Source organism: Nesterenkonia sandarakina (assembly GCF_003003175.1).
In the GTDB taxonomy this organism is placed as follows: Bacteria; Actinomycetota; Actinomycetes; order Actinomycetales; family Micrococcaceae; genus Nesterenkonia; species Nesterenkonia sandarakina_A.
Genome location: NZ_PVTY01000005.1, coordinates 54,001 through 77,862, shown reverse-complemented (window position 1 = coordinate 77,862; position 23,862 = coordinate 54,001). Strand labels below are relative to the sequence as shown.

General features: G+C 68.9%; 25 protein-coding genes. 19 read left to right on the top strand and 6 right to left on the bottom strand.

All coding sequences use genetic code 11. From position 1 onward, the window contains the following. Positions 1 to 229: 229 nt before the first annotated feature. On the top strand, positions 230 to 1,075 hold the full coding sequence (locus BCL67_RS05345; protein WP_106122422.1) for an HpcH/HpaI aldolase/citrate lyase family protein: 846 nt from the start codon (positions 230 to 232) through the stop codon (positions 1,073 to 1,075). Between the two features lie 68 nt (positions 1,076 to 1,143). After that, positions 1,144 to 2,259: a 3-hydroxyisobutyryl-CoA hydrolase gene (locus BCL67_RS05340; RefSeq protein WP_106122421.1), complete on the top strand. Its 1,116-nt coding sequence runs from the start codon at positions 1,144 to 1,146 to the stop codon at positions 2,257 to 2,259. Positions 2,260 to 2,311: 52 nt separating this feature from the next. Here the strand turns inward: BCL67_RS05340 and ald are convergent, their stop codons facing one another. Next, positions 2,312 to 3,424 (bottom strand): alanine dehydrogenase, encoded by a 1,113-nt coding sequence (gene ald, locus BCL67_RS05335; protein ID WP_106122420.1) that lies wholly within the window; start codon positions 3,422 to 3,424, stop codon positions 2,312 to 2,314. Positions 3,425 to 3,672: 248 nt separating this feature from the next. On the opposite strand from ald, the gene BCL67_RS05330 reads away from it, so the two are divergent. Together BCL67_RS05330 and BCL67_RS05325 are read left to right on the top strand one after the other, a co-directional pair. Further along, positions 3,673 to 4,485 carry a winged helix-turn-helix transcriptional regulator gene (locus tag BCL67_RS05330; RefSeq protein ID WP_106122419.1) on the top strand — a complete coding sequence of 271 codons (813 nt, stop codon included), beginning with the start codon at positions 3,673 to 3,675 and terminating at the stop codon, positions 4,483 to 4,485. Positions 4,486 to 4,542: 57 nt separating this feature from the next. Beyond that, a complete protein-coding gene (locus BCL67_RS05325; RefSeq protein WP_106122418.1) occupies positions 4,543 to 5,097 on the top strand; it encodes an acyl-CoA thioesterase in 555 nt (184 codons plus the stop codon). A 28-nt stretch (positions 5,098 to 5,125) separates the two neighbouring features. On the opposite strand, the gene BCL67_RS15905 is transcribed toward BCL67_RS05325, so the two are convergent. The 3 genes from BCL67_RS15905 to BCL67_RS05310 all read right to left on the bottom strand — a co-directional run bounded on the left by BCL67_RS15905 (position 5,126) and on the right by BCL67_RS05310 (position 8,224). Beyond that, a complete protein-coding gene (locus tag BCL67_RS15905) occupies positions 5,126 to 6,295 on the bottom strand; it encodes a hypothetical protein (protein WP_106122417.1) in 1,170 nt (389 codons plus the stop codon). Positions 6,296 to 6,501: 206 nt separating this feature from the next. Then, positions 6,502 to 7,503 (bottom strand): aldo/keto reductase family protein, encoded by a 1,002-nt coding sequence (locus tag BCL67_RS05315; protein ID WP_106122416.1) that lies wholly within the window; start codon positions 7,501 to 7,503, stop codon positions 6,502 to 6,504. A 52-nt stretch (positions 7,504 to 7,555) separates the two neighbouring features. Continuing rightward, the gene (locus tag BCL67_RS05310) at positions 7,556 to 8,224 is read right to left on the bottom strand and encodes a GntR family transcriptional regulator (protein ID WP_106122415.1); all 669 of its coding nucleotides are present in this window, start codon (positions 8,222 to 8,224) and stop codon (positions 7,556 to 7,558) included. Positions 8,225 to 8,351: 127 nt separating this feature from the next. Here BCL67_RS05310 and BCL67_RS05305 point away from each other — a divergent pair, with 127 nt between their 5' ends. Continuing rightward, positions 8,352 to 9,398, top strand: a complete 1,047-nt coding sequence (locus BCL67_RS05305) for a D-2-hydroxyacid dehydrogenase (RefSeq protein ID WP_106122414.1) — start codon at positions 8,352 to 8,354, stop codon at positions 9,396 to 9,398. Between the two features lie 110 nt (positions 9,399 to 9,508). Beyond that, a complete protein-coding gene (locus BCL67_RS05300; RefSeq protein ID WP_106122413.1) occupies positions 9,509 to 10,972 on the top strand; it encodes an amidase in 1,464 nt (487 codons plus the stop codon). On the opposite strand, the gene BCL67_RS05295 is transcribed toward BCL67_RS05300, so the two are convergent. After that, the gene (locus tag BCL67_RS05295) at positions 10,917 to 11,885 is read right to left on the bottom strand and encodes a DMT family transporter (RefSeq protein ID WP_181255894.1); all 969 of its coding nucleotides are present in this window, start codon (positions 11,883 to 11,885) and stop codon (positions 10,917 to 10,919) included. The genes BCL67_RS05300 and BCL67_RS05295 overlap by 56 nt on opposite strands. A 387-nt stretch (positions 11,886 to 12,272) precedes the next feature. Between BCL67_RS05295 and rpmB the strand changes: the two genes are divergently transcribed. From rpmB to BCL67_RS05235, 12 genes are all read left to right on the top strand, one after another. After that, a complete protein-coding gene (gene rpmB / locus BCL67_RS05290) occupies positions 12,273 to 12,509 on the top strand; it encodes a 50S ribosomal protein L28 (protein ID WP_106122411.1) in 237 nt (78 codons plus the stop codon). Beyond that, positions 12,509 to 12,676 (top strand): 50S ribosomal protein L33, encoded by a 168-nt coding sequence (gene rpmG, locus BCL67_RS05285; RefSeq protein ID WP_022872124.1) that lies wholly within the window; start codon positions 12,509 to 12,511, stop codon positions 12,674 to 12,676. The genes rpmB and rpmG overlap by 1 nt, the downstream gene beginning before the upstream one ends. 2 nt (positions 12,677 to 12,678) lie before the next feature. Then, the gene (gene rpsN / locus BCL67_RS05280) at positions 12,679 to 12,984 is read left to right on the top strand and encodes a 30S ribosomal protein S14 (RefSeq protein WP_036474463.1); all 306 of its coding nucleotides are present in this window, start codon (positions 12,679 to 12,681) and stop codon (positions 12,982 to 12,984) included. Positions 12,985 to 13,462: 478 nt separating this feature from the next. Then, positions 13,463 to 13,747: an HU family DNA-binding protein gene (locus BCL67_RS05275; RefSeq protein ID WP_036474622.1), complete on the top strand. Its 285-nt coding sequence runs from the start codon at positions 13,463 to 13,465 to the stop codon at positions 13,745 to 13,747. 271 nt (positions 13,748 to 14,018) lie between these two features. Further along, positions 14,019 to 14,264 (top strand): hypothetical protein, encoded by a 246-nt coding sequence (locus tag BCL67_RS05270; RefSeq protein ID WP_106122410.1) that lies wholly within the window; start codon positions 14,019 to 14,021, stop codon positions 14,262 to 14,264. Continuing rightward, positions 14,261 to 16,417 (top strand): cytochrome c oxidase assembly protein, encoded by a 2,157-nt coding sequence (locus tag BCL67_RS05265; RefSeq protein WP_106122409.1) that lies wholly within the window; start codon positions 14,261 to 14,263, stop codon positions 16,415 to 16,417. Before BCL67_RS05270 ends, BCL67_RS05265 begins: the two co-directional genes overlap by 4 nt. Continuing rightward, positions 16,414 to 17,307 carry a hypothetical protein gene (locus BCL67_RS05260; protein WP_146131086.1) on the top strand — a complete coding sequence of 298 codons (894 nt, stop codon included), beginning with the start codon at positions 16,414 to 16,416 and terminating at the stop codon, positions 17,305 to 17,307. The genes BCL67_RS05265 and BCL67_RS05260 overlap by 4 nt, the downstream gene beginning before the upstream one ends. A gap of 27 nt (positions 17,308 to 17,334) precedes the next feature. Beyond that, positions 17,335 to 19,335 (top strand): NHL domain-containing thioredoxin family protein, encoded by a 2,001-nt coding sequence (locus BCL67_RS05255; RefSeq protein ID WP_106122407.1) that lies wholly within the window; start codon positions 17,335 to 17,337, stop codon positions 19,333 to 19,335. Between the two features lie 110 nt (positions 19,336 to 19,445). Beyond that, on the top strand, positions 19,446 to 19,922 hold the full coding sequence (locus BCL67_RS05250) for a flavodoxin domain-containing protein (RefSeq protein ID WP_106122406.1): 477 nt from the start codon (positions 19,446 to 19,448) through the stop codon (positions 19,920 to 19,922). A gap of 26 nt (positions 19,923 to 19,948) precedes the next feature. After that, the gene (locus BCL67_RS05245) at positions 19,949 to 20,752 is read left to right on the top strand and encodes an ATP-binding cassette domain-containing protein (protein ID WP_106122405.1); all 804 of its coding nucleotides are present in this window, start codon (positions 19,949 to 19,951) and stop codon (positions 20,750 to 20,752) included. After that, positions 20,749 to 21,426, top strand: a complete 678-nt coding sequence (locus tag BCL67_RS05240; protein WP_258174776.1) for a methionine ABC transporter permease — start codon at positions 20,749 to 20,751, stop codon at positions 21,424 to 21,426. Before BCL67_RS05245 ends, BCL67_RS05240 begins: the two co-directional genes overlap by 4 nt. An 88-nt stretch (positions 21,427 to 21,514) precedes the next feature. Continuing rightward, positions 21,515 to 22,354 (top strand): MetQ/NlpA family ABC transporter substrate-binding protein, encoded by an 840-nt coding sequence (locus BCL67_RS05235; protein WP_258174775.1) that lies wholly within the window; start codon positions 21,515 to 21,517, stop codon positions 22,352 to 22,354. 56 nt (positions 22,355 to 22,410) lie between these two features. Here the strand turns inward: BCL67_RS05235 and BCL67_RS05230 are convergent, their stop codons facing one another. Continuing rightward, positions 22,411 to 22,875, bottom strand: a complete 465-nt coding sequence (locus tag BCL67_RS05230) for a pyrimidine dimer DNA glycosylase/endonuclease V (protein WP_106122404.1) — start codon at positions 22,873 to 22,875, stop codon at positions 22,411 to 22,413. Between the two features lie 145 nt (positions 22,876 to 23,020). Between BCL67_RS05230 and BCL67_RS05225 the strand changes: the two genes are divergently transcribed. Beyond that, a complete protein-coding gene (locus BCL67_RS05225) occupies positions 23,021 to 23,848 on the top strand; it encodes an amino acid ABC transporter substrate-binding protein (RefSeq protein ID WP_106122403.1) in 828 nt (275 codons plus the stop codon). The last annotated feature ends 14 nt before the right edge of the window (positions 23,849 to 23,862 follow it).

The following is a 23,862-nucleotide window of genomic DNA, read 5'->3' as shown; positions in this document are numbered from 1 at the left end:
GCACCCAGCCAGCAGTTCCTCCCCACAGGGCGACGTCGGCCAGGCGATCGGGGGATCCTGAAACCGCGTCCGGGATGGAACTCCAAGCGATGTATTTCAAACTTGAAGTTCAATCATGATCAATTTTGAAGCCGGGGCCGGGGGATGTCAACACCTGGCGCCACTGGGTCAGCGGTGACTCAGCACACCAGCCGCAGGTCGGGGCGGGCTTCTCCGGTAGGCTTGCGCCATGCCCATCCGGAACCGTCGCGCGGCCGCGCTTCCCGCCAAACTCTCCCGCTCCTGGCTGCTGATCAACGCTGCCAAGGAGCAGGACTTCGCTCCCGGACTGGCCAGCGAGGCCGATTCTGTGATCTTCGATCTGGAAGCGTCGGTCCCCGATGACGGCAAGGTGGCTGCCCGCGAGGCGGTGCTGCGCGCGCTCAACGGCGGCATGACCGCCTGGGTCCGGGTCAGCCCCTCGACCTCCGAGCACTGGGAGAAGGATCTCGCGGCACTCTCTCGCGCAGAGGGTCTGCGCGGGGTGATGCTGGCCGAGACCGAGCATCCGGAACAGGTCACCTACACCGCGATGCGGCTGCGCGCCGGAACCCCGGTCATCGCCCTGATCGAGTCCGCCCTCGGCGTGGAGAACGCCACCCAGATCGCCTCGGCCCCGGGAACCTTCCGGCTGGCCTTCGGCACCAATGACTTCCGCAAGGACGTGGGCGTCTCCGCCGACCCGATGGCGCTGGCCTACGCCCGGGCCCGGCTGGTCATCGCGTCCCGCGTCGGTGGGCTCCCCGGCGCCATCGACGGCCCGACGGCGGCCGACGCCGATCCGCAGGAGACGGCTGAAGCGTGCCAGGTCACCGCCAGCATGGGCATGACCGGCAAGCTCTCGCTGAACCGGGCACAGGTCGAGCACATCAACACCGGGCTGGCCCCCTCGGCCGATGAGCTGAACTGGGCCCGGGAGCTGATCGAGGCCCATGAGGCCGGCGGCTCCATCGGTGACGGCTCGTACCTCCCGCGCCTGGCCCGCGCCCAGAAGATCGCCTCGCTGGCGGACTCCTACGGGCTCTGGAACGCCTGACTCCGCGCGGAGGACTTCCTCACCGAAACGTTTGAGTCACGTGCAGACCCGCGTGTAACCTCTGTCACATGGGCAGGGAGACGTACACCGGCGATGTGGCCTTCGAGCTGCGCGGACACCTCGGCATCATCACGCTGAATCGACCCCACGCGGTCAATGCGCTGACCCAGCTGATGTGTGAGTGCATCCTGGTCCAGCTGCAGGACTGGGCCGAGGACGACCGGGTGAGCCAGGTGCTCATCCGCGGCGCCGGAGACCGCGGGCTCTGTGCCGGCGGTGACGTCTCCAGCCTCTTCCAGGAGATGGCCGCGCTCCAGGAGCACGACGGCGGCGGGATCCTCCCCGACGGTGTGCCCGGATACGCGGCGGACTTCACCAGCGAGGCGTTTCTGGCGAACGAGTACGCGTTGAACCGCACGATCGCTGAATACCCCAAGCCGTACATCGCCCTGATGGACGGCCTGGTGCTCGGCGGCGGCATCGGGGTCTCGGCCCATGGCTCCCATCGGATCGTCACCGAGCGCACCCGGGCGGGCATGCCGGAGACCACCATCGGCTTCTCTCCCGACGTCGGAGGCACCTGGCTGCTCGGTCAGTCGCCGGGACGGATGGGTCTCCATGCCGGACTCACCGGTGCCCACCTCGACGCGGCCGACACCATCGCGCTCGGCCTGGCCGACGTCGAAGTCCCCGCCGAGGTCCTGGGCGAGCTGACCCAGGCCCTGAGCATCCAGCCCGTGGCCGAGGTGCTGCCCCGATTCACCCGGACCCCGGGGGCCTCCGCGCTTGCCGAATCGCGGAGCTGGATCGACCGGGCCTATGCCGCGGCCTCGGTGGAGGAGCTGCTCCAGCGACTGGACGAGCTGGCGCCCAGCGAGGAGGCGGCGGCAGCGACGGCGGAGTCGCTGCGCGGCAAGTCCCCGGCGTCGCTGAAGGTCGCGCACCGGGCGATCCTCGCCGCCGGGGAGCTCACGCTGGCTGCGGCGCTGGAGGCGGAGTTCACCATCGCGGTGCACATGCTGCGCTCAGCGGACTTCCGCGAAGGCATCAGGGCGCAGATCATCGACAAGGACCGATCCCCGCGCTGGAACCCCGGAACGCTCGAAGCCGTCGACTCTGCGCTGGTGCAGACCTACTTCACCCCGGTGCCGGGGCGCCGGCTCGCCGACCGCCAGAGCCTGTGAGCTCAGGACGGCCGGCGAGGAGCCGCAGGCGTGCGGCCCATCCGGCTGCTTCTCAGGCCAGCACGTCAGCCGTGGCGCGGTACTGCGCCCCCAGCGCCTGGGCCACCGGGGCGTTGGTGAGGTCGCCGGCGTGGACGTTGAGTCCGTTGGCCAGATGCGGGTCCTCGCGCATCGCCTGCTTCCACCCCTTGTCCGCCAGGGCAAAGATGTAGCGCAGCGTGGAGTTCGTCAGCGCGGCGGTGGAGGTGTGCGGAACGGCGCCCGGCATGTTCGCCACGCAGTAGTAGATCTGTTCCCCGATGGTGAAGGTCGGATCGGCGTGGGTGGTCGGACGTGAACCTTCGAAGCAGCCGCCCTGGTCGATGGCGATGTCCACCAGCACCGACCCAGGACGCATCGCGGCAGCCATCTCACGCGTCACCAGCTTCGGTGCGGTCGCTCCGGGGACCAGCACCGACCCGATGACCAGGTCCGCGGCGGCGACCTCTTCGCTGAGGGTCAGCGTGTTCGAGGCCAAAGTGGTCAGGCCGCGCCCGGAGAGCGCGGAGAGCTCCCGGAGGCGCTCGATGTTCAGGTCCAGCACGGTGACGTCGGCACCCATGCCCAGAGCGGTGAGGGCCGCCTGCTCGCCGGCCTTGCCGCCGCCGATGACCACGACCTTCGCGGGGCGGGCCCCGGGGACGCCGCCGATGAGGATGCCCGGTCCGCCCTGGGAATGCATCAGGTGATACGCGCCCACCTGGGGCGCCAACCGTCCGGCGACCTCACTCATCGGGGCCAGCAGCGGCAGGCCATGGGTGCCCGTGACGGTCTCATAGGCGATCGCGGTGACGCCGCGCTCCTGCAGCGCACGGGCGCAGTCGGGCTCGGCGGCGAGGTGAAGATAGGTGAAGAGGATCTGACCGTCGCGCATCCGGGGAAACTCCTCGGCCTGGGGCTCCTTGACCTTCAGGATCATCTCGGCCTGCGCCCAGACCTCATCGGCGCCACCGAGGATCTCGGCACCGGCCGCGACGTAGTCGTGGTCGGCGAAGCCCGAACCGGTGCCGGCGCCGCTCTGGAGCAGCACCCGGTGTCCGCGGGCGGTGAGGTCCACCGCTCCGGCCGGGGTCAGGGCCACGCGGTACTCGTTGTTCTTCACTTCGGCGGGGACTCCGATGATCATATGTTCTCCTCAGTAGGTGCCAGGTAGGGCGGGTCAGCAGGGGTGAACCGGTGACCGACAACGGGTGATGTCGGTCACTGCGACCAGTCTGTCACGAAACGGCAGTCGGCTTCGAGGCGCGCAGAAGGGGTCAGGCTGTTGTTGAGCCTGGGCCTTCACCCTAGGCTCAGGCCTTGGGAGTCTGTAGAGTTCTGGGACATCTGCCACGTCCTGAGGAGGCAGTTCAGGAGATATGCGGGGGAGGTGCGATGACGGGTGATGATGCCGACGGGCCCCGGTCTGAGCTGCTGACGGCCTCTCTGCGCTCCGTCCGTCCCGCCGCGTTGACGATCTCCTCGCCGGTGCTGATCCTCGGCGGCCCCTCCCCGGCGGCCTCTGAGCTGAGCCAGCGGCTGCGCGGGATCGATGTGAAGGTGCTGCTGGCCTCCAGCGCGGAGACGGCGCGGCAGGCGCTGCAGGTGGATGCCCCCGAGCTCTTCGTCGTCGACGCGCGCGCCAGTCGGCGGGTCTCAGACATGGAGGCGGTGCTGGAGGATCTCCGCTCGAGCATCGACCCCTCCGCGGTGCTGCACTGGTTCGATGCCGACGTCGAGCTGGCGCGGCTGCTCGAGACCGTGCATCCGCAGGATGACCACATCACCGGCAGCGTCAGCGTCGAGGAGGCGCTGCGCCGGCTGCACTTCATCACAGCACGGCTCCCCGCGCGGACCGAGGGCGAGCGGCTGCTCGTCGGTGATCTGGAGCTGGACACGGCCGCTCGCACGGTGCGTCGGGGCGGGCGGGACATCGACCTGTCCGACACCGAGTTCCGACTCCTCCGGCTGCTCATGCGCCACGCCAGGACGGTGCTGCCGAAGTCCGAGATCCTGCAGCAGGTCTGGGAGTACGAGTTCGCCGGACAGGCCAACATCGTGGAGCTCTACATCTCCTATGTGCGCAAGAAGATCGAAGCCGACATGCCCCGGATGATCCATACCGTCCGGGGCGCCGGCTACGTGCTGCGCCCCGCCGAGCGCGGGTCTTCCAGCCCGACGTCCGCCGCCTCGGCCGGGTCCGCCTGAGCGGCTGACCAGCACGCCAACTCATTACTGACCGGTAGCTTGTGGCACACTGAGCCCATGCATGTGATCTTCCGCACCCTGCTGGTGCTGCTCCGCGCCCGTCGTCGACCCACCATGACTCCCTGGGAGTCCTCGGTGGTCACGCTGCGAGCGCTGCCCACCGACGTCGACATCGCCCGGCACATCAACAACGGCCAGTACTTCTCACTCTTCGACCTCGGCCGCTTCGACCTGATGGCCCGCTCCGGGCTCTGGGCCCAGATGCGCAAGCGCGGCTGGTCTCCGGTGGTGCAGTCCGAGCAGATCACCTTCCGGCGCTCGGTCACCTTCATGACCCGGTTCCAGATCCACACCCGGATGATCGGCTTCGACGAGAAGTGCTTCTACTTCGAGCAGCGTGCGGTGGTCGACGGCGAGATCTATGTCCGGGCCCACATCGCCGGACGGCTCCTCTCCAGCGCCGGCCCTGTGCCCAACGCCGAGATCCTCGGTGCGATCCGCGACCTCGGTCATGAGGTCCCCGAAGACCTCACGGTCAGCGAAGAGCTTCAGGCCTGGCGGCGGGATTCGGCGCTTCCGGCGGCGCGGAAGCCGGCACCGAACACCTGGTGAGCCGGCTCAGGAGATCAGGAGCGGCTGCTCAGCGCAGCGAGTCCGACCGGCGAGCGGCCAGCACGATCGCGGCGCCGCCCGCGAGGAGCGCCAGCAGGGCCAGCACGACGGCGGTGAAGGTCTGCAGACCGCTCGGCCCGGTCACCGCCAGCTCCGCGTCGCCTGATCCCGGATCCTCTGCCGGCTGATCCGGCGCAGAGGCTGAGGCCGTGGGGCTGACGCTCGACGCGCCCTGCTCGGGCAGGGAATACCCGGGCATCCCTGGAATCGGCGGGCCGGAGAGTGGCGGCGCGTCGGTGTCTGTGGAGGTGCTCGCGCTGCTCGGGCTCGCCTCGGGCGTGCCTGGCAGCTCGGGTGTTCCCGGGGCGGCGATGCCGCCGGGAGCGCCGATGTCCTCAGGCGGGGACGGCTGGGCGGCGTCGTCGAGGTTCTCTGACGTCGCCTGCAGTCCGATGTTGCAGCGGTCGGACACGGGGTCCCCGTTCGGGGCGACGCCGCGGACGGCGAAGTCATCCTGCGCGGCACCTGGCGGCAGCGGGGTGGGCGCCTGGTAGTAGACGACCCCGGCTTCGATCCAGATGGTCGCGCCGGTGAGGCTTGAACCGACGGTGAGCTCGCTGAGGTTGCTGCTCATCTGCAGGCGCAGCGTCTGCGTCTGTCCGGGGGCCGCGAAGGCAGAGCCGCAGCGGAGGTAGTGCTCGCCCTGCGCCGGCGCCGAGGACTCGTCGCCTGGATCGGTGGGCACGCTCGGCGGGGACTCGCCCTCCGAGGGCTCAGGCGCGGGGGTCCCCGGATCAGTGGTCCCAGGGTCTGTGGGTTGCGGGCCTGTGGGTTCGGGGTCCGTGGGCGCCGGCTCGGTGGGGCCCGGGTCGATGGGGCCCGGCGGGGTCGGCTCGGGGTCGGGGGTCTCCGCAGGCTCGGCGGGATCCGTCGGGGTCTCGGCCGGGTCGCTGGGGTCCTCGGCGGGCGCTGTGGATTCCGGAACGGACTCGGCCGACGGTGTGGGAGTCGCATCCTGGGAGGAGTCGACGTCGACGGCGTCGCCCTGGGGGTCCACTGTCTCGGCCGGCTCGGAGGCCTGTGCGGCAACCTGGACGGGGGCCGCGACGGCGGCGGTCGGAGCCGTGCCCACGAGGAGCGCGATGCTCACCAGGGCTGCGCCGCCGAGTGGGGCGACGCGCTGCGCTGCTCGCTTCATCCGGTCCCGCCCTCTGCATCTGGCCGTGCCCTTGTTCAGGCGGCTGTCCATGTCTTCAGTCCAGCCGCCAGTGTACGGTCCGGGTCAACATTTTCATAACGAAACGGTAAAGGTGCCCGGATTCTGAGACGGAGACAGAACGCACCCGGTGCTCCGCGGCGCCGGGTGCGTTCTGCCTCGGGAGATGGGTCAGCAGGGGCTGAGCGTCAGCTCACCCGAGTCTCGGGCGACTTCGTCAGGCTCGCATCCTGCTCGGCCAGATCGCCGATCACGGCGTCGATGGCGTGCATCGCGGCGTCATCGAGGGTGACCCCGGCGGCGGCGACGTTTCCTGCGATCTGCTCCGGGCGGGACGCGCCGACCAGGGCCGAGGCGACGTTCGGGTTCTGCAGCACCCAGGCCACGGCGAGCTGCGCGAGATCCAGCCCATGGTCGGCAGCGATCGGCTTGAGGTTCTGCACCGCAGTGAGGATGTCCTCGTTCATGTACCGCTCGATGAACTTTCCGGCCTCCTTGTCGGAGGCGCGGGAGCCCTCCGGCGCAGGCTGGCCCGGCAGGTATTTTCCGGTCAGCACGCCCTGGGCGATGGGTGACCAGACGATCTGGGAGATCCCGAGATCTTCGGAGGCCGGCACGACCTCGGGTTCGATGACCCGCCACAGCATGTTGTACTGCGGCTGGTTGCTGATCAGCTGCACGCCGAGATCCTTGGCCAGCGCGTGACCTGCGCGCAGCTGGGGAGCGGTCCACTCGGAGACGCCGATATAGAGCGCCTTGCCGGAACGGACCACGTCGGCGAAGGCCTGCATGGTCTCCTCGAGCGGAGTCTCGTAGTCATAGCGGTGCGCCTGGTAGAGATCGACGTAGTCCGTGCCCAGCCGGGTCAGCGAGCCGTTGATCGACTCCATGATGTGCTTGCGGGAGAGCCCGGTGTCATTGTGGCCCTTGGGGCCGGTGGGGAAGTAGACCTTGGTGAAGATCTCCAGGGACTCACGGCGCTGTCCGGCCAGGGCGTCGCCCAGCACCTGCTCCGCCACGGTGTTGGCGTAGACGTCCGCCGTGTCGAAGGTCGTGATGCCGGCGTCGAGCGCGGCATGGACGCAATCGGTCGCGACGTCGTTCTCGATCTGAGAACCGTGGGTCAACCAGTTTCCATAGGTGATCTCTGAGATTTTCAGGCCTGAATGTCCGAGATATCTGAATTCCATTCTTCGACCTTAGCGCTGTCTGTCGCGCCGGACCATAGGGTTGCTCAAGAGTTCATCGAGAGGCCCTGACCAGGCGATCCAGCGCCTCCTGCATATGCTCCTCGATCTGAGCGACCAGCTCGGCGTCATCGCCGGAGGCGATGGCCTCCACGATGCGGGAATGCTCCGCGACCTGATCGTCCGGGTCGAAGTAGGTCCCCTGCAGCGCCGTCATGCACATCCTGGTCTCCACCATCAGGGTCTCGTGGACCCGATGCAGGCGCGGGCTTCCGGCCAGGTTCACCAGCTCCTCGTGGAAGGCGAAATCCGCGTCCGCGAGCCGGTGCAGGTCCCCGGCCGCCGCGGCCTCGGCCATCACCGCCGCACGTGTCCGCAGACGCTCGGCGCCCTGCGCCGCTGAGTCGCCGTGGGCCACGGCGCGGGCCGCGGCGGTCTCGATCGCGGTGCGGGTGAGGTAGATGTCGCGGATCTCGGCCTCGTCCAGCTCCTTGACGAAGAGCCCGCGGTTGAGCTCGCTGCGCACCAGCCCCTCCTGGACCAGGCGCTGCATGGCCTCGCGCAGCGGGCCCCGACTCACGCCGAACTCCGCCGCCAGCGCTGCCTCGGAGAGCTGGGCGCCCGCGGGCAGGGTGCCGTACATGATCCCTTCGCGCAGCTGGCGGGTGATCAGCGAGGACGTGGACTCGCGGGGGACGGGCTGGAAGCCTGACGCGGCACTCATGGCATCTCCGGATTGTTGACAATCTTCACGGGTATTCATAGCATAGCCGCACCTGAGGATGAAAGGTCAGCAGACCAGAACAGGCCCGGACGGGCCGCCATGACGGGCAAGATATGGGCAGGTGAGCATGACGTCAGCGAGACCGATCATCACGGTGCTGTGTCCCACGACGCAGGCAGCATCCGAGCCGGCGGCAGCGCGAGCGGGCGAGGACCAGTCGCTCGAGGACTGGCAGACCGCGATCGAGCGCCCCGAGGGGCTGGAGCCGATCGAGCGCCAGGCCGAGGTCAGGTACACCGATGCCGCCGGCCTCGGCGAGGCATTGGAGGGTGCACAGGCCTTGTTCCTGTGGGACTTCTTCTCCCCGGCGGTGCGACAGGCATGGCCGCAGGCCGGCGCACTCGAATGGATCCACGTCGCGGCCGCCGGAGTGGACGCGCTGATGTTCGATGAGCTGCGCAGCTCCGAGGTCGTGGTGACCAACGCGCAGGGGATCTTCGATCGGCCGATCGCGGAGTACGTCCTGGCCGCGATCTTCGCCCATGCCAAGGACTTCGCGGCCAGCCAGCGTCACCAGCAGGCCCGGCAGTGGGTCCACCGCGAGACGCTCAGGGTCCAGGGGACCTCCGCGCTGATCATCGGCACCGGGGCGATCGGGCGCGAGACGGCCCGGCTGCTGCACGCGGTCGGCATCGAGGTCACCGGAGCCGGACGCACCGCCCGGGAACATGACCCCGACTTCGGCACCGTGGTGGACAGCGCGGATCTGCCCCAGCACATCGGCGAGTTCGACCACATCATCAACGCCGCTCCGCTCACCGCGCAGACCACCGGGCTCATCGGCGCCGAGTCCCTGGCGGCGGTCCGGCCGGGCGCGCACCTGATCAACATCGGCCGCGGTGAATCTGTGGACGAACAGGCGCTCATCCAGGCTCTGAAAGCCGGCACCCTGGCCCGCGCGACCCTTGACGTCTTCGCCCAGGAGCCGCTTCCGCCCGACTCCCCGCTCTGGACGATGGACTCGGTGACGATCTCCGCCCACATGTCCGGAGACGTGCTCGGCTGGCGCACCGCACTGGCGGAGCAGTTCGTGGACAACGCCCAGCGCTGGCTCGACGGCCAGGAGCGGGAGAACATCGTGGACACCGCCAAGGGATACGTCCCGCGGCACTGAAACAGCACTGACCAGCCCTCGCCCGACTACTCGGCATCCATTCGATCCACCACCCACCCGATCCGCTGCACCCGACGAGTCTTCGGACTCCAGAGCTTGAGGAGGGGCGCATGTCGCACCTTGCTGAACTGACCGCCGTCGAACTTCTCGCCGGATACCGCGCGGGCGACTTCACCCCGGTGGACGCCACCGAGGCCGCCCTGGAACGGATCGAGCAGCACGACGGCGCACTGAACGCCTTCGTGCTGGTGGACCGGGAGTCTGCCCTGGAATCCGCTCGGGGCTCGGCGCAGCGCTGGGCCGCCGGGGAGACGCTCGGGCCCGGAGACGGGGTGCCGACCTCGATCAAGGACATCTTCCCCACCGTGGGCTGGCCGACCCTGCGCGGCAGCAAGCTGATCGATGCGGCCGGGCCCTGGGACTTCGACGCCCCCTGCGTGGCGCGGCTGCGCGAGACCGGCGCGGTGCTGCTGGGCAAGACCACCACGCCCGAGTTCGCCTGGAAGGGCACCACCGACTCGGGACGCTTCGGCGTCACCACCAACCCCTGGGACCCGGCGCTGACCAGCGGCGGCTCCTCCGGCGGTGCGGCCTCAGCGGTCGGGGCCGGGATGGGCCCCTGGGCGGTGGGCACCGACGGCGGCGGCTCGGTCAGGATCCCGGCGGCGTTCACCGGGACGGTGGCCATCAAGGCCACCTATGGCACCGTGCCGATGTATCCGGCGAGCCCCTTCGGGACGCTCGCCCATGCCGGACCGATGGCGCGCACCGTCACCGACACCGCGCTGCTGCTCGATGTCATCGCCGGCTTCGACGCCCGCGACTGGTCCGCGCTGCCCTCCCAGTCGCGTCCGTTCTCGGCAGACCTCGCCGAGCTCGAGGTCGACGGCGGTTCGCTGGCCGGTGTGCGGATCGGCTATTCGCCCACGCTCGGCTTCGGGAGCAACGACCCGGAGGTCGAGGCGCGGGTGGACGAGGCGGTCGAGGTGCTGGCCTCCCTCGGCGCCCAGGTGGAGCGGGTGGATCCCGATATCGCAGATCCGGTGGAGGCCTTCCACGTGCTCTGGTTCACCGGTGCCGCCAAGGTGCTGGAGGCCTATGGCCCCGGGGCGCTGGAGCAGGTGGATCCGGGGCTGCGTGCCGGGATCGAGCAGTACGCCGACGCCTCGGCGCTGGACTATCTCAGCGCCACCGGCGTGCGGATGGACATGGGTGTCCGGATGGGAGCATTCCATGGGAAGTACGACCTGCTGGTCACCCCGACCATGCCGATCCCGGCCTTCGATGCGAGTCGGCAGGCGCCGGCGGGCTGGCCCTCAGAGCTGTGGACCAGCTGGACCCCGTACACGATTCCGTTCAACATGACCCAGCAGCCCGCCGTCTCGGTGCCCTGCGGACTGACCGGTGCAGGGCTGCCGGTGGGGCTGCAGATCGTCGCCGCCCGGACCCGTGACCGCTCGGTGCTGCGCGCAGCCCGGGCCTACGAGCTGGCCAGCGGAGAGAAGTTCAGTGCGCCGGTCACGCCTGTTGCACGGGCCGCGCGGACCGTGCCGGCCGACGAAGCTGCGCGATAGCCACCCCGGTCAGGGTCACGACGCCGCCGATGATCCCCAGCAGCGGCGGAATCTCGCCGAGCGTGAGCCAGGACATCACCACGACGACGGCGGGCACCGCCAGCGTGCTGGCAGCCACCTTGCCGGTGGGGAAGTGGTTCATCGCGTAGCCCCAGAACCAGAAGCCCAGCGCGGTGGGCCCGATCCCCATATAGACCGCGCCGATGATCACCGCGGTCGAGGTGGTCTGCAGCTCCTGGAATGTGGCGCTCAGGAACGGCAGCAGCGCGATCGTGCCGGCGGCGCAGGCCAGCCAGGTCGCGGTCAGCGGGTCGGTGTGCCGCAGCGCCAGCTTCTGGATGAGCATGCCGCCGGCGTAGAGGAACGCCGCGACCAGCGCGATGCCCAGGCCGGCCAGGGCGAGCTGGCCGCTGGACCCGGCCACGGTGATCAGTCCGATCCCGCACAGCGAGACCACCATGCCCACGAACAGTCGGGTGGAGAAGGACTCCTTGAAGAAGACCACCGCACCGACTCCGACCAACAGCGGGGCGAGGTTGACCACCATTGCGATCGTCCCGGCGTCGATGTAGTGCCCGGCGAGGTTGAAGACCACGGTATAGAGGGCGAACCAGAGGACGCCGTAGAGCGCCGTGAGCACGAGCGCGGACCGGGTGGGCAGCTGCAGCTTCCCGCGGCGCACCCGGAGCAGCAGCGCGCTCAGCGTCACCGCTCCGGCGAGCAGCCGCAGCAGGGCCAGTGGTCCGGGGGAGAGCTCGCCGGCCGACCAGCGGATGAGCACGAAGGAGGACGCCCACATCAGCACGGTGGCGATGATCGCCGCCACCGGCAGTGCCGTGCGGGCGCGCGGCGCGTGCTGGGTGACGTCGGGGGAGACGCCGTGGTCCTGGGTGATGCCGTCGTTCTGAGTCACGGCATGACTGTACCGGGGCAGCGCGGAAGTCTTCAGCCGCGGCGCTTCCAGCCGCCACCCACCCGCTTTGCCGAATGGACGCGCCCGGGCTACCATAGACAGTCGCAAGCCGTGCTGCGCTGTGCACATGCGTGTCCTCTTGGAGCGGGGGCATTCCTGGGTATCAGCGCCGGAAAGCAGCGCGGTCGATTGTGAAGCCTGGATTCCAGAGCACCACATCAAGCACCACCGTCCGTCCGGCGAAACGCCGGGCGAATGAGAAGACACTTCGGTTGGATCTCACCCAGCCTGGTCCGTCCTCGCAAGTAACGGTGTCATAGCTGGTGGCGGGACCCAGAACCGGGTACCGCCCGTATACATTCACGTACTTACGCAAGAGGAGTGATCATGGCAGCACGTTGCCAGGTGACCGGAGTGGGGCCGCAGTTCGGCAACTCAATCTCCCACTCGCATCGGCGCACCAAGCGCCGGTTCGACCCGAACATCCAGAAGAAGCGCTACTGGGTTCCTTCATTGGGACGCAATGTGACGCTGACCTTGTCCGTCAAGGGCATCAAGACCATCGACGTCCGCGGCATCGACGTTGTCGTTGCCGAGCTGATCAAGAAGGGTGAGAAGCTCTAATGGCCAAGGACAAGGACGTACGTCCCATCATCAAGCTGAAGTCGACGGCAGGCACCGGGTTCACCTACGTGACCCGTAAGAACCGCCGCAACAACCCCGACCGCATCGTGCTCAAGAAGTACGATCCGGTCGTTCGCAAGCACGTCGACTTCCGAGAGGAGCGCTGATCATGGCTAAGAAATCCAAGATCGCAAAGAACGAACAGCGCAAGGTCATCGTTGAGCGCTACGCCGAGAAGCGTCTGCAGCTCAAGAAGACCCTCGTTGATCCCAACGCCTCGGACGAGGACCGCGAGGCAGCTCGCGTGGGTCTGCAGAAGCTTCCCCGCGATGCTTCCCCGATCCGCGTGCGCAACCGCGACTCCATCGATGGTCGCCCCCGCGGCACCTTCCAGAAGTTCGGCATCTCGCGCATCCGCTTCCGCGACATGGCTCACAAGGGTGAGCTGCCCGGCATCACCAAGTCCTCCTGGTGATCAGCCGCCGCTGACGCAAGACCATCTCTGAAGGGGTGGGTCGCCTCCGGGCGGCCCGCCCCTTCAGTGGTTGTGCCGCCAGTGGTTGTCTGATGTGCATTCTGCTGTAGATTGGACGCAGAGCCTGTTCGCACGATGAACGAGCTCCCAAAGACCGCCACCCGCGCGGAGGCTGCTGTTCCTCACCCCCTGGAGGAACAGCATCAGACCTCCCGCGGGTGGTTTTTTGTGTCCAAATTTTTTGTTCATATCACCTTCGGCGGGTTCGTTCGGGGGTGTTCGCGGAGCGGAAAATGCGTCGTTCTGGCCCAGGATCATGCGGTTCCATGCTGGTTCGTCCGGGCCTGCGTGGTAAGTTGCCGTTCTGAAAGCCCCACGCGGCATGACCCGACCGCCGACGCGGAAATACGCGTCAGCGGCACGCATCTCGCAGGTCATGCCGGGGACTGCCACCGAATACGTCCAGGAGGACAAACACATGGCACTGAACCGCAGCGAGCTCGTCGCAGCAGTCGCAGAGAAGTCCGGAAACTCCCAGGCCGCCGTCAACGGCGTTCTGGACTCAGTCTTCGAGGTCTTCACCGAGCAGGTTTCCAAGGGCGAGAAGGTCACCATTCCCGGTTGGCTGGCAGTGGAGCGCACCAAGCGCGCCGCCCGCACCGGACGCAACCCGCAGACCGGCGAGACCATCCAGATCCCGGAGGGCTACTCCGTGAAGCTCTCCGCCGGTTCCAAGCTGAAGGCCGCTGCCACCGGCAAATGAGCCTGATGAGCCACGGCACTCCTGAGACGGAGGCGCCGCGGCCCAGCTGATGACGTCGGCCCCTCGCCCTGAGAACGGGTGAGGGGCCGACGTCGTCTCCCCAGGTTCACCGGCATCACGGCACCGGCATCACCGCACCGACTTCTCGACTCCGCGACTTCTCAACACCGGGACTTCTCAACCCCGGAACTTCTACGCGGCGTAGAATCGTGTGACGCTCAACCCCTGCCGACCGACGCAGGAAGACTTCGCAGGAAGGCGCAGCCCCGCCATGACAGCCCCGCTCGCATTCACCGCCGCAGCACCTGCCGCGCCCGACACGCCCGACTGGGCGCCGCTGGTCTTCGGGATCGCCAGCCTGCTCGTGCTGGTCCTGGTGATCGTCCTCGCCCGGCGCAAGATGAACGAGTCCGCGCAGTGGCGGCAGCGCTCCCAGGAGGACGTCGACCCGGATGATCCCCAGCGGGGTCCCCGGAAGGGCCCGCAGGAGAACCCGCCGCGGAACGACGACGCGTGAGCAATCCCGTGAGGACGGCGAGCCGCGAGGCTCCCACCCGGCTCTGGACCGCACCGCTGCCGCTGACCGCCGCCGCGCTGTGCGCCGGGCTGGTGGCACTGATCATCACCGGTCTGCTCAGCGGCGTCGATGACCCCAGCGAGCTCTCTGATCCCGGCGCGCTGACCCGGTGGGGCCTGCCGGTCGCTCGGTTCATCCATCATCTCGCCATGGCCACGGCGATCGCCGCGGTGATCCTGGCAGCGGTGGCGGTGCCTCCTCAGGCGGGTCCGCGTCAGCGCAAGAAGCTGCGCAGCGGCAGCCCCGCCGCCGAGCACCCGCTCTTCACCCGGACCATGCAGATCGCCGGCCTCGCCGGGGTGGTCTGGACCGTGGCCGCGGTGGCGGTGCTGGTGCTGACCTTCTCCTCGCTCTCCGGGCTTGCGCTCTCCGCCTCAGACTCCTTCGCCTCCGGCTTCTTCGGCTACGTGCAGTCGATCCCGACCGGGCAGGCCTGGACCGCCGTCGTGCTGATCGCTGCGGTCTTCGCCACCCTGGTCACCGCCGTACGCGCCCCGGCCGGACTGTTCTTCATCGCGGTGCTCGGCCTCACCGCCATCGTCCCGATGGCGCTGGTCGGCCACTCGGCCTCCGGCGATGACCACTACGCCGCGGTGAACTCGCTGGGACTGCACCTGCTCGGCGTCGTGATCTGGGTCGGGGGACTGGTGGTTCTGGCGCTGCTGGGCCCCGCGCTGGGCCGCGAGGCCGCACAGGCCCGCGAGCGCTCCGCCGCAGGCTCCGGCTCCTCCGCGGGCTCCGGCGCCCAGCCGGCCGCCGAGACGCCGGCGCCCGGGATGACCGAGACGCTGCTCCGGCGCTACTCGACCCTGGCCGGGCTGGCGCTGCTGACCGTGGCGGCCTCCGGGATCATCAACGCCAGCCTGCGCATCGAGAGGCTCGAGCAGCTCACCGCCACCAGCTATGGCCTGATGCTCTCGGCGAAGCTGATCGCCACCCTGGCCCTGGCCGTCATCGGGTGGATGCACCGGTCGTGGATCATCCCGCGGCTGGGCACCGGGGCCGGCCCGGCCGGCCTGCTCTTCCAGCTGATCCTCGTCGAGGTCGCGATCATGGCCGCGGTGATCGGGGTCAGCACGATCCTGGGACGCACCGCCCCTCCGGTGCCCGAGGACCTGCCGCCGGATGCCAGCCCGGCCCGGACGCTCACCGGCTACGACCTGCCCCCCGAGCCCAGCGGGAGCCTCTGGCTGACCCTGTGGCGCCCGGACTGGCTGTGGGTCGCCATCGTGGTCTTCCTCGCCGCCTGGTACGTCCTGGCGATGGTGCGGGTGCGCCGGCGCGGGGACTCCTGGCCGCTGCTGCGCGCCGCCAGCTGGCTCTTCGGCCTGCTGGTGCTGCTCTGGGTCACCTCCGGCGGACCCGCGGTCTACGGGATGGTGCTGTTCTCCGGACACATGATCCAGCACATGACGCTGACCATGGTCGCCCCGATCTTCATGGTGATGGGCTCCCCGGTGACCCTGGCGCTGCGCGCGCTGCCGGTGCGCAGCGACGGCACCCGCGGCCCGCGCGAATGGATCCTCTGGCTGGTCCACTCGCGCTTCTCGAAAGTCATCACCCACCCGATCGTCGCGGCGGTGAACTTCGCCGGCTCGCTGCTGATCTTCTACTACACCCCGATCTTCGGGCTGGTGCTGGAGTATCACGTGGGCCACGAGCTGATGATCTTCCACTTCCTGGCCACCGGCTACATCTTCGCGCTGGTGCTGATCGGAGCGGACCCGCTGCCCCAACGTCCCGCACACCCGATGCGGCTGATCATCCTGCTGGCCACCATGGTCTTCCACGCCTTCCTGGCCGTGGCGATGACCAGCTCGGAGCAGCTCATCCAGGCATCCTGGTTCGGCAACATGGGCTATGACTGGGGCTTCACCGCGCTGGAGGATCAGCGCAGCGGAGGCGAGCTGATGTGGGCCCTGGGCGAGATCCCGGCGATCCTGATGTCCTTCGTGGCCGGAGTCATCTGGTCCCGCGACGACAAGCGCGAGACCAAGCGGCTCGACCGGGAGGCCGACCGCACCGGGGACGCCGAGCTCAACGACTACAACGACATGTTCGCCGAGATGGCCGAACGGGATGGACCACGATGACGCCTAGATCCATTCCGGTGTGCGCCTCCGCGCTCGCCGGACTGCTGCTGCTCAGCGCCTGCGGGGCAGACCAGGAGGAGGCAGCCCCCGATGACGCCGACCACGCCGGGGTGGACCAGGGCGCGGCTGTTCCCGAGGGTCAGGGCGACGGCGAGAGCGGGGGTGCCGGCACGGCAGCCGGTGAAGCCGAGGGTGAGGCCCAGGCGGACGACGGGGCGGAGGCCGCGGGCCTGAGCGCCCCCGAGCGGCTGATCATCGCCGCCCAGGAGGGCGCCGGACGCGCGGCGAGCTTCGGCTTCAACGAGATGGGCTTCGTCTCCGACGAGGTCGCCGCCTCCTACCGCGAGCTGCTCGAGGAGAACTCCCTCGCCGGGGAGGACCCCGAGGCGCAGGTGAGTCCGGAGGCGTGTGCGCAGCCGCTGGCCGCCGTCGACTTCTCTCCGCTGCTGCTCGGCGAGGAGGCCGTGCGGGCCGACTACTTCGCCGAGAGCTTCTCCGGGGCCGGGTCCATCGAGCTGGCCACCGTGGACAGCGAGGCCGACCAGCAGCGGGTCAGCGAGCACCTGGACAACGTCGCGGAGCTGCTGGCCTCCTGCCAGGACACCGAGTTCACCCTGGACGGGATCGACTACGAGCTGCGCATCGAGGAGCCCACGCTGCAGGACCAGGACGGGGTCTCGGCCGAGCAGGCCGAGAACACCGCGGCCTATTCCTGGGAGCGCTCCGGCACGGATGGAACAACTTACGCCCAGATCCTGTTCACGCAGGTGGATGATGACATCATCATGGTCTCCTTCACCGGTGGTGAGGCGGCAGGCTCGGTGGAGTTCACCTCCATCGCCGAGGCCATCGCCGCCGAAGCGACCGCCGCGCTGGAGACCGCAGACTGAGCAGGCACGATCTAAGGGAGACCCAGCATGACTGAGACGATTCGCCGCGCCGAGCGAGTGCGCGCATCCGAGCTGCTCGGACGAGGGTGGCTGAACACCGGCGGCAAGGACGTCTCGCTGGAGGACCTGCGCGGGAAGATCGTCATCCTGGACTTCTGGACCTTCTGCTGCATCAACTGCCTGCACGTGCTCGACGAGCTGCGCCCGCTGGAGCAGCGCTTCAGCGACGTCCTGGTCACCGTCGGCGTGCACTCGCCGAAGTTCGAACACGAGGCCGACCCCGACGCGCTCGCCGCCGCCGTCGAGCGCTACGAGATCGCCCACCCGGTCCTGGACGACCCGAACCTGATCACCTGGCAGGCCTACTCGGCCCGCGCCTGGCCGACCCTGGTGGTCATCGACCCGCAGGGCTACATCGCCGCGAACCTCGCCGGAGAAGGCCATGTGGCCGGACTGACCTCGCTGGTCGAGGAGCTGGTCGCCGAGCACGAGGCCAAGGGCACGCTGCACCGCGGAGACGGACCCTACGTCCCGCCCGAGCCGGTCTCGCGCACCCTGCGGTTCCCGGGCAAGGCCGTGCCCGTCACCCGCGCACTCGGTGGATCCGACGCCTCCCACGGACATTTCCTGGTCTCGGACACCGGCCACCACCGGATCGTGGAGCTCGACGCCGATCTGCAGACCGTGGTCCGCTCCTGGGGCGGGGGAGAGGAGCAGCAGAAGGGTCATCACGACGGCGACCCCGACTCCGCCCGGTTCAACGAGCCCCAGGGCCTGACCGTGCTCCCCGCCGAGCTGGCCCAGCAGGTCGGCTATGACATCGTCGTCGCCGATACCGTCAACCACCGGCTCCGCGGCATCAACGCCGAGACCGGAGTGGTCACCACCCTGGCCGGCAACGGCGTCCAGCGGCTGCTCGACGCCGAGCGGGCCCGCACCGGCGCGGTGGAGTCCGGCAGCCTCGGCACCGACCCGCTCAACGTCTCCCTGTCCTCTCCCTGGGACGTGCTGTGGTCCAAGGCGCTGGGCCTGGTGGTCATCGCGATGGCCGGCACCCACCAGATCTTCACCTTCGACCCGGTCACCGGTGAGCTCTCGATCTTCGCCGGCACCGGACTCGAGGGGCTGCTCGACGGCTCCGCCGAGACCGCCTGGTTCGCGCAGACCTCGGGGCTCACCGAGGACGCGGCGGGAGACATCTGGATCGCCGACTCCGAGACCTCCTCGCTGCGCGTGATCCGCACCGGCACCGCCAACGGAGCCGAGGGCGCCGAGACAGGTGGCGCCGCCGCAGCCCCCGCCGTGGAGACCCTGATCGGTGAGGGTCTCTTCGACTTCGGCTTCCGCGACGGCGCTCCCGAGCAGGCCCGGCTGCAGCACCCTCTGGGCGTGACCGCGCTGCCCGACGGCTCCGTGCTGATGGCCGACACCTACAACGGCGCGATCCGCCGCTACCGCGGCGAGCACCTCGCCGCAGACGGCACCACGGTGGCGGCCAGCGTCTCAACCGTGGCGCGCGGGCTCAAGGAGCCCTCCGACGTGCTCCTCGACGCCGACGGCACGAACCTGCTGGTGGTGGAGACCAACGCCCACGAGCTGGTGCGCATCGCGGTGCCCAAGGAGTACCTCACCGTCGATGAGGGCGCCACGCAGAGCCAGCGCCCGGCCACCGCCGTGGCTCCGGGAGAGTTCTCGCTGGCCATCGGCTTCTCCGCCCCCTCCGGGCAGAAGCTGGATGACCGCTGGGGCGACCCGACCCAGCTGAAGGTCTCCTCCTCCCCGGAGAACCTGCTGCTCGAGGGCTCCGGGAACTCCGAGGGACTCTCCCGGACGCTGCAGCTCAACCCAGAGGTCACCGAGGGGGTCCTGCACATCACGGCCCGGGCCGCGGCCTGCGACGGCGCCCCGGGAGAAGAGATCCCGATGCATGCCGCCTGCCATCTCTACCAGCAGGACTGGGGCATCCCGATCACCCTGGAGGCCGGGGCGCAGAGCGAACTGACCCTGGACCTGCGCGGAGTCCGCTGATCCCGCAGTCCGATGATCCTGCAGTCCGATGACAGGGGCGCTCCCGCGCCGCGACCTGCGTTGATAGGCTCAGGGGAGAATCACAGTTTCTGCGAGAGGGCGGATGAACCATGACCACGATGGTCGTTGTTGCGAGCAAGCACGGGTCCACCGCGGAGATCGGTGAGCATATCGCCGCCACGCTGAAGAGCCGCGGCGTCTCCGCGCATGTCAAAGAGGTCTCCGAGGCCGGCAAGTGGCTCTACGAGACCGACAACGTGGTGCTCGGCATCCCGGTCTACCGGCAGAAGCTGTGGGGACCGGCCATGATGTTCCTCGATGCGCACCGCACCGAGCTCGGCGGCAAGCCGCTGTTCCTCTTCGCCTCCGGAGGCGGCCCCAGCCTGGCGCCTGAGCTGGCAGAGACGCTGCGCAGCTACCCGCACCGCGAGGTCGCCTATTTCCGCGGCGCCATCGACGCCGAGAAGCTCAGCTTCTTCGAGAAGCTGCAGCTCAAGGTGGCCAAGGCGCCCGAGAACGCCGACTACCGTGACTGGCCCGGCATCGAGGACTGGTCCCAGTCGCTCATCGCCTACGGCCTGAGCTGATCGGTGCCATTGGTCCTGCGTCACCGATGATCGAGTTCGATCGGGTCACCAAGAGCTACACCCGGCGCGGCGCGGGTCGCGCCGGCTCCGTGGACGCCCTGCAGGAGGTCAGCCTCAGCATCGGGGAGTCTGAGATCTTCGGCGTGGTGGGGGAGTCCGGGTCGGGCAAGTCCACCCTGCTGCGGATGGTCAACGCCCTGGAGATGCCCAGCTACGGCGCCGTCACGGTCAACGGGGTCAACCTGGCGTCGCTGCGCCCGGCTGCCCGGCGGGCCCAGCGGCGCCGCATCGGGATGGTCTTCCAGCAGTTCAACCTGCTCGCGAACAAGACGGTCGTGGCGAACGTCGGACTGCCGCTGAGCCTGCACCAGCGCCGCGGCGGCTTCTGCACCCGGGTCGGGGGCTCCGACGCGCCGGCCTCGGGCACCGCGGACCGAGCCCGCGAGATGCTCGACTTCGTGAACATGGGCGCCCACGCCTCCAAGCACCCCGCCCAGCTCAGCGGCGGGGAGAAGCAGCGGGTGGCGATCGCCCGTGCGCTGGTCAACGAACCCGACATCCTGCTCTGCGACGAGCCCACCTCCTCGCTGGACAGCCAGCACACCGACGAGGTGATGGCCACCCTGCTGCGCGTGCGCGAAGAGATGGGGACCTCCATCCTGCTGGTCAGCCACGAGCTCGAGGTCATCCGCGGCGCCTGCGACCGCGCCGCGATCCTGGAGTCCGGCCGGCTCACCGGGATCGCTGAGATCGCGCAGCTTCAGGCGCGCGAGAAGTTCGACAGCTACTCCGAGCGGGCCCGCAAGTACCTCGAGGGGGGCCAGGAGTGAACGAGCTGGCCCAGCGCCTGGGCGAATACCGCGGTGAGATCATCACCTCGATCGTGGAGACCGGGGCGATGCTCGGCTGGTCCCTGCTCGCGGCGGTGCTGGTCGGGCTGCCCATGGGCACCGGGATGTACCTGGCCCGCCGCGGCGGGCCGCAGGAGCGGGGCTGGCTCTACGCCGGGCTCAACGGCTTCGTCAACGTGGTCCGCTCGGTGCCGTTCCTGCTCTTCGTGGTGGCGCTGATCCCCTTCACCCGCTGGGCGGTGGGCACCTCCTTCGGGACCACCGCGGCCGCGGTGCCGCTGTCCTTCGTGGCCGTCGCGCTCTACGCCCGCTGGGTGGAGCAGACCCTGGTCGACGTCCCCCGGGACACCGTGGAGCTCGCCGACTCCCTGGGCGCCAACACGTTCCAGCTGGTCACCCGGTTCCTCTATCCGGAGGCTCGCTCCGGGCTCGTGCTCTCCATGACCACGGTGACGATCTCGATGATCTCCTACTCCACCATCATGGGCGTCGTGGGCGGCGGCGGAGTCGGTGACTTCGCCATCCGCTACGGCTACCAGCGCTATGAGTACGACATCATGTACGTGACCATTGCGGTGATCGTGGTGCTGGTGATGCTGATCCAGACCTTCGGGACCCGCCTCTCGATGGCGATCGACCACCGGTCCCGCTGAGGGGTCACGCCCAGGCATAACCTGTGCGCCGACGCCGTTGACATATACGGGCCCGAGACGGGTCCGTCCACCCTGAACGAGGAGCATCTTGACTGCCGAACTGCAGAACCGTCCCGTCCGCGCACTCAGCGGGGCCGCCGTCGTCCTCGCCCTCTTCGCCACCGCCGCCTGCTCCTCGGAGCAGGGAGGCGCCGAAGGTGACGACACGCTGATCCAGGTCGCCTCGCACACCACGCCGATGACCGACGTGGTCGAAGCCGCCGCCGAGGTCGCCGAGGAGGATGGCTACACCATCGAGCTCGTCGAAGTCAGCGACAACGTCCAGTACAACCGCCTGCTCGCCGACGAGGAGGTGGACGCGAACTTCGCCCAGCACGAGCCCTATATGCAGGCCTACAACGCTGAGCACGACGCCGAGCTCGCCGTCGTGCATCCGATCTACAACGCCCGGGTCGGCTTCTACTCCCGGGACTACGACTCGCTGGAGGAGATCCCCGACGGCGCTGCGATCGCGCTGCCCAACGACGAGTCCAATGAGGGCCGCGCGCTGGCGATCCTGGCTGATCAGGGTCTGATCACCCTCGCCGAGGGCGTCGGCTTCGAAGGCACCCTCGATGACGTCGAGGAGAACCCGAAGGACCTCGAGTGGGTCCAGGTCGACCTGCTGAACCTGACCTCGGCCTACGAGGAGGACGGCATCGCGGCGGTCTTCAACTACCCCACCTACATCTCCAGCCTGGGACTGACGCCGGAGGACGCGATCGCCGTGGAGGAGAACATCGATGAGCGCTTCGCGATCTCGCTGGTGGCTCGCGAGGGCGACCTCGACTCCGAGAAGATCGAGGCCCTGGAACGCGCGATGACCAGCGACGAGGTCCGCGAGTTCCTCATCGAGGAGCACGACGAGACGCTGATGCCGGCGTTCTGAGGCTCAGCGGCAGAACCGCTGGACAGCTGAACCGCTGGGCCGGTCCAGCACCGGGCTCAGGCTCGGGGTCGGACCGGTTCAGCGCGCTCCCAGGGTTCGACATCGCCCGGCACCACCCGCATCATCGTGTGCGCGGCGGGGATCTCGGCCGACTCCCGCAGGGTCTGCTGGTTCTGCTGCGCCTGCTCGGGGGAGCGCAGGATCAGCTTGGCGGTCAGATGTTCCCATTCCAGGAGCAGCTGAGACGTGGTCACCGGCATCAGGTCCGGCTCCCCGGTGCGGGAGATCTTGCTCGCATCGAAGCGGTAGCCGCGCTCGGTCGCCTCGGCCAGCACGCCCTGAAGGTAGGCGCCGAGGGCCATGAGCGGGTCGGGCTCGGCGCGGAATCGCACCAGCTGCGGGTGGTTGGTATAGCCCTTGGTCCGCCCCAGCAGCACCGCCTGGGCCAGAAGGGTCTCCCGCCAGCAGGCGAGGAGCCCTTGCCGGTCAAGATAGACAGGGTCCAGGCTCCAGATACGCATCTTTCCAGGCTAACCGGGACTCGCGACGTCCGGCGTAACAGAGCGCTCTGACTCGCGCTGGGCGAATGGTACCGTTCTGTGCCTGTCCATGACTTGACCATTACGCGCCGGCATCTCCCGGCGCTCCACCCTAGGGGCATCACCTATGACCGCTCGCCTGCTCTCCACTCTCGCCATCTCCACCGTCGCGGCCCTGACGCTGGCCTCCTGCGGCGGAGGCGACGAGACGCAGGGCGAGGACGCCCCCGCAGAGGAGTCGACCTCGGGCCTGACCCTGGAAGAGGTCCAGGAGGCCGGGGTGCTCACCATCGGCACCGAGGGCACCTACCGTCCGTTCAGCTTCCACGAGGGCGGCGCCGGCGAGCTGACCGGCTACGACGTGGAGATCGTCACCGCGGTGGCCGAGGAGCTCGGCGTGGAGCCGGAGTTCGAGGAGACCCAGTGGGACGCGATGTTCGCCGGTCTCGACTCAGCGCGCTTCGACGTGATCGCCAACCAGGTCTCCATCACCGAGGAACGTGAGCAGAGCTACCTGTTCTCGGCGCCCTACACCGTGTCCAACGGCGTGATCGTGACTCTGGCCGAGAACGACGAGATCTCCAGCTTCGAAGACCTCGAGGGCGCCACCACCGCACAGTCGCTGACCTCGAACTGGAACGAGCTGGCCCGGGAGTCCGGTGCCGAGGTCGAAGCCGTGGAGGGCTGGGCCCAGGCGGTCGCCCTGCTCGAGCAGGGCCGGGTGGACGCCACCATCAACGACAAGCTCACCTACCTGGACTACCAGGAGACCGTGGGCAACGAGAACATCAAGATCGCCGCCGAGACCGAGGAGCAGTCCCAGTCGGCGCTGACCTTCCGGCAGGGCAGCGAGTCCCTGGTCGAGGCCGTGGATGAGGCGCTGGCCACCCTGGCCGAGGACGGCACGCTCACCGAGATCTCCGAGAAGTACTTCGGCGCCGACGTCACCGGATGAGCAGCGACGCGATG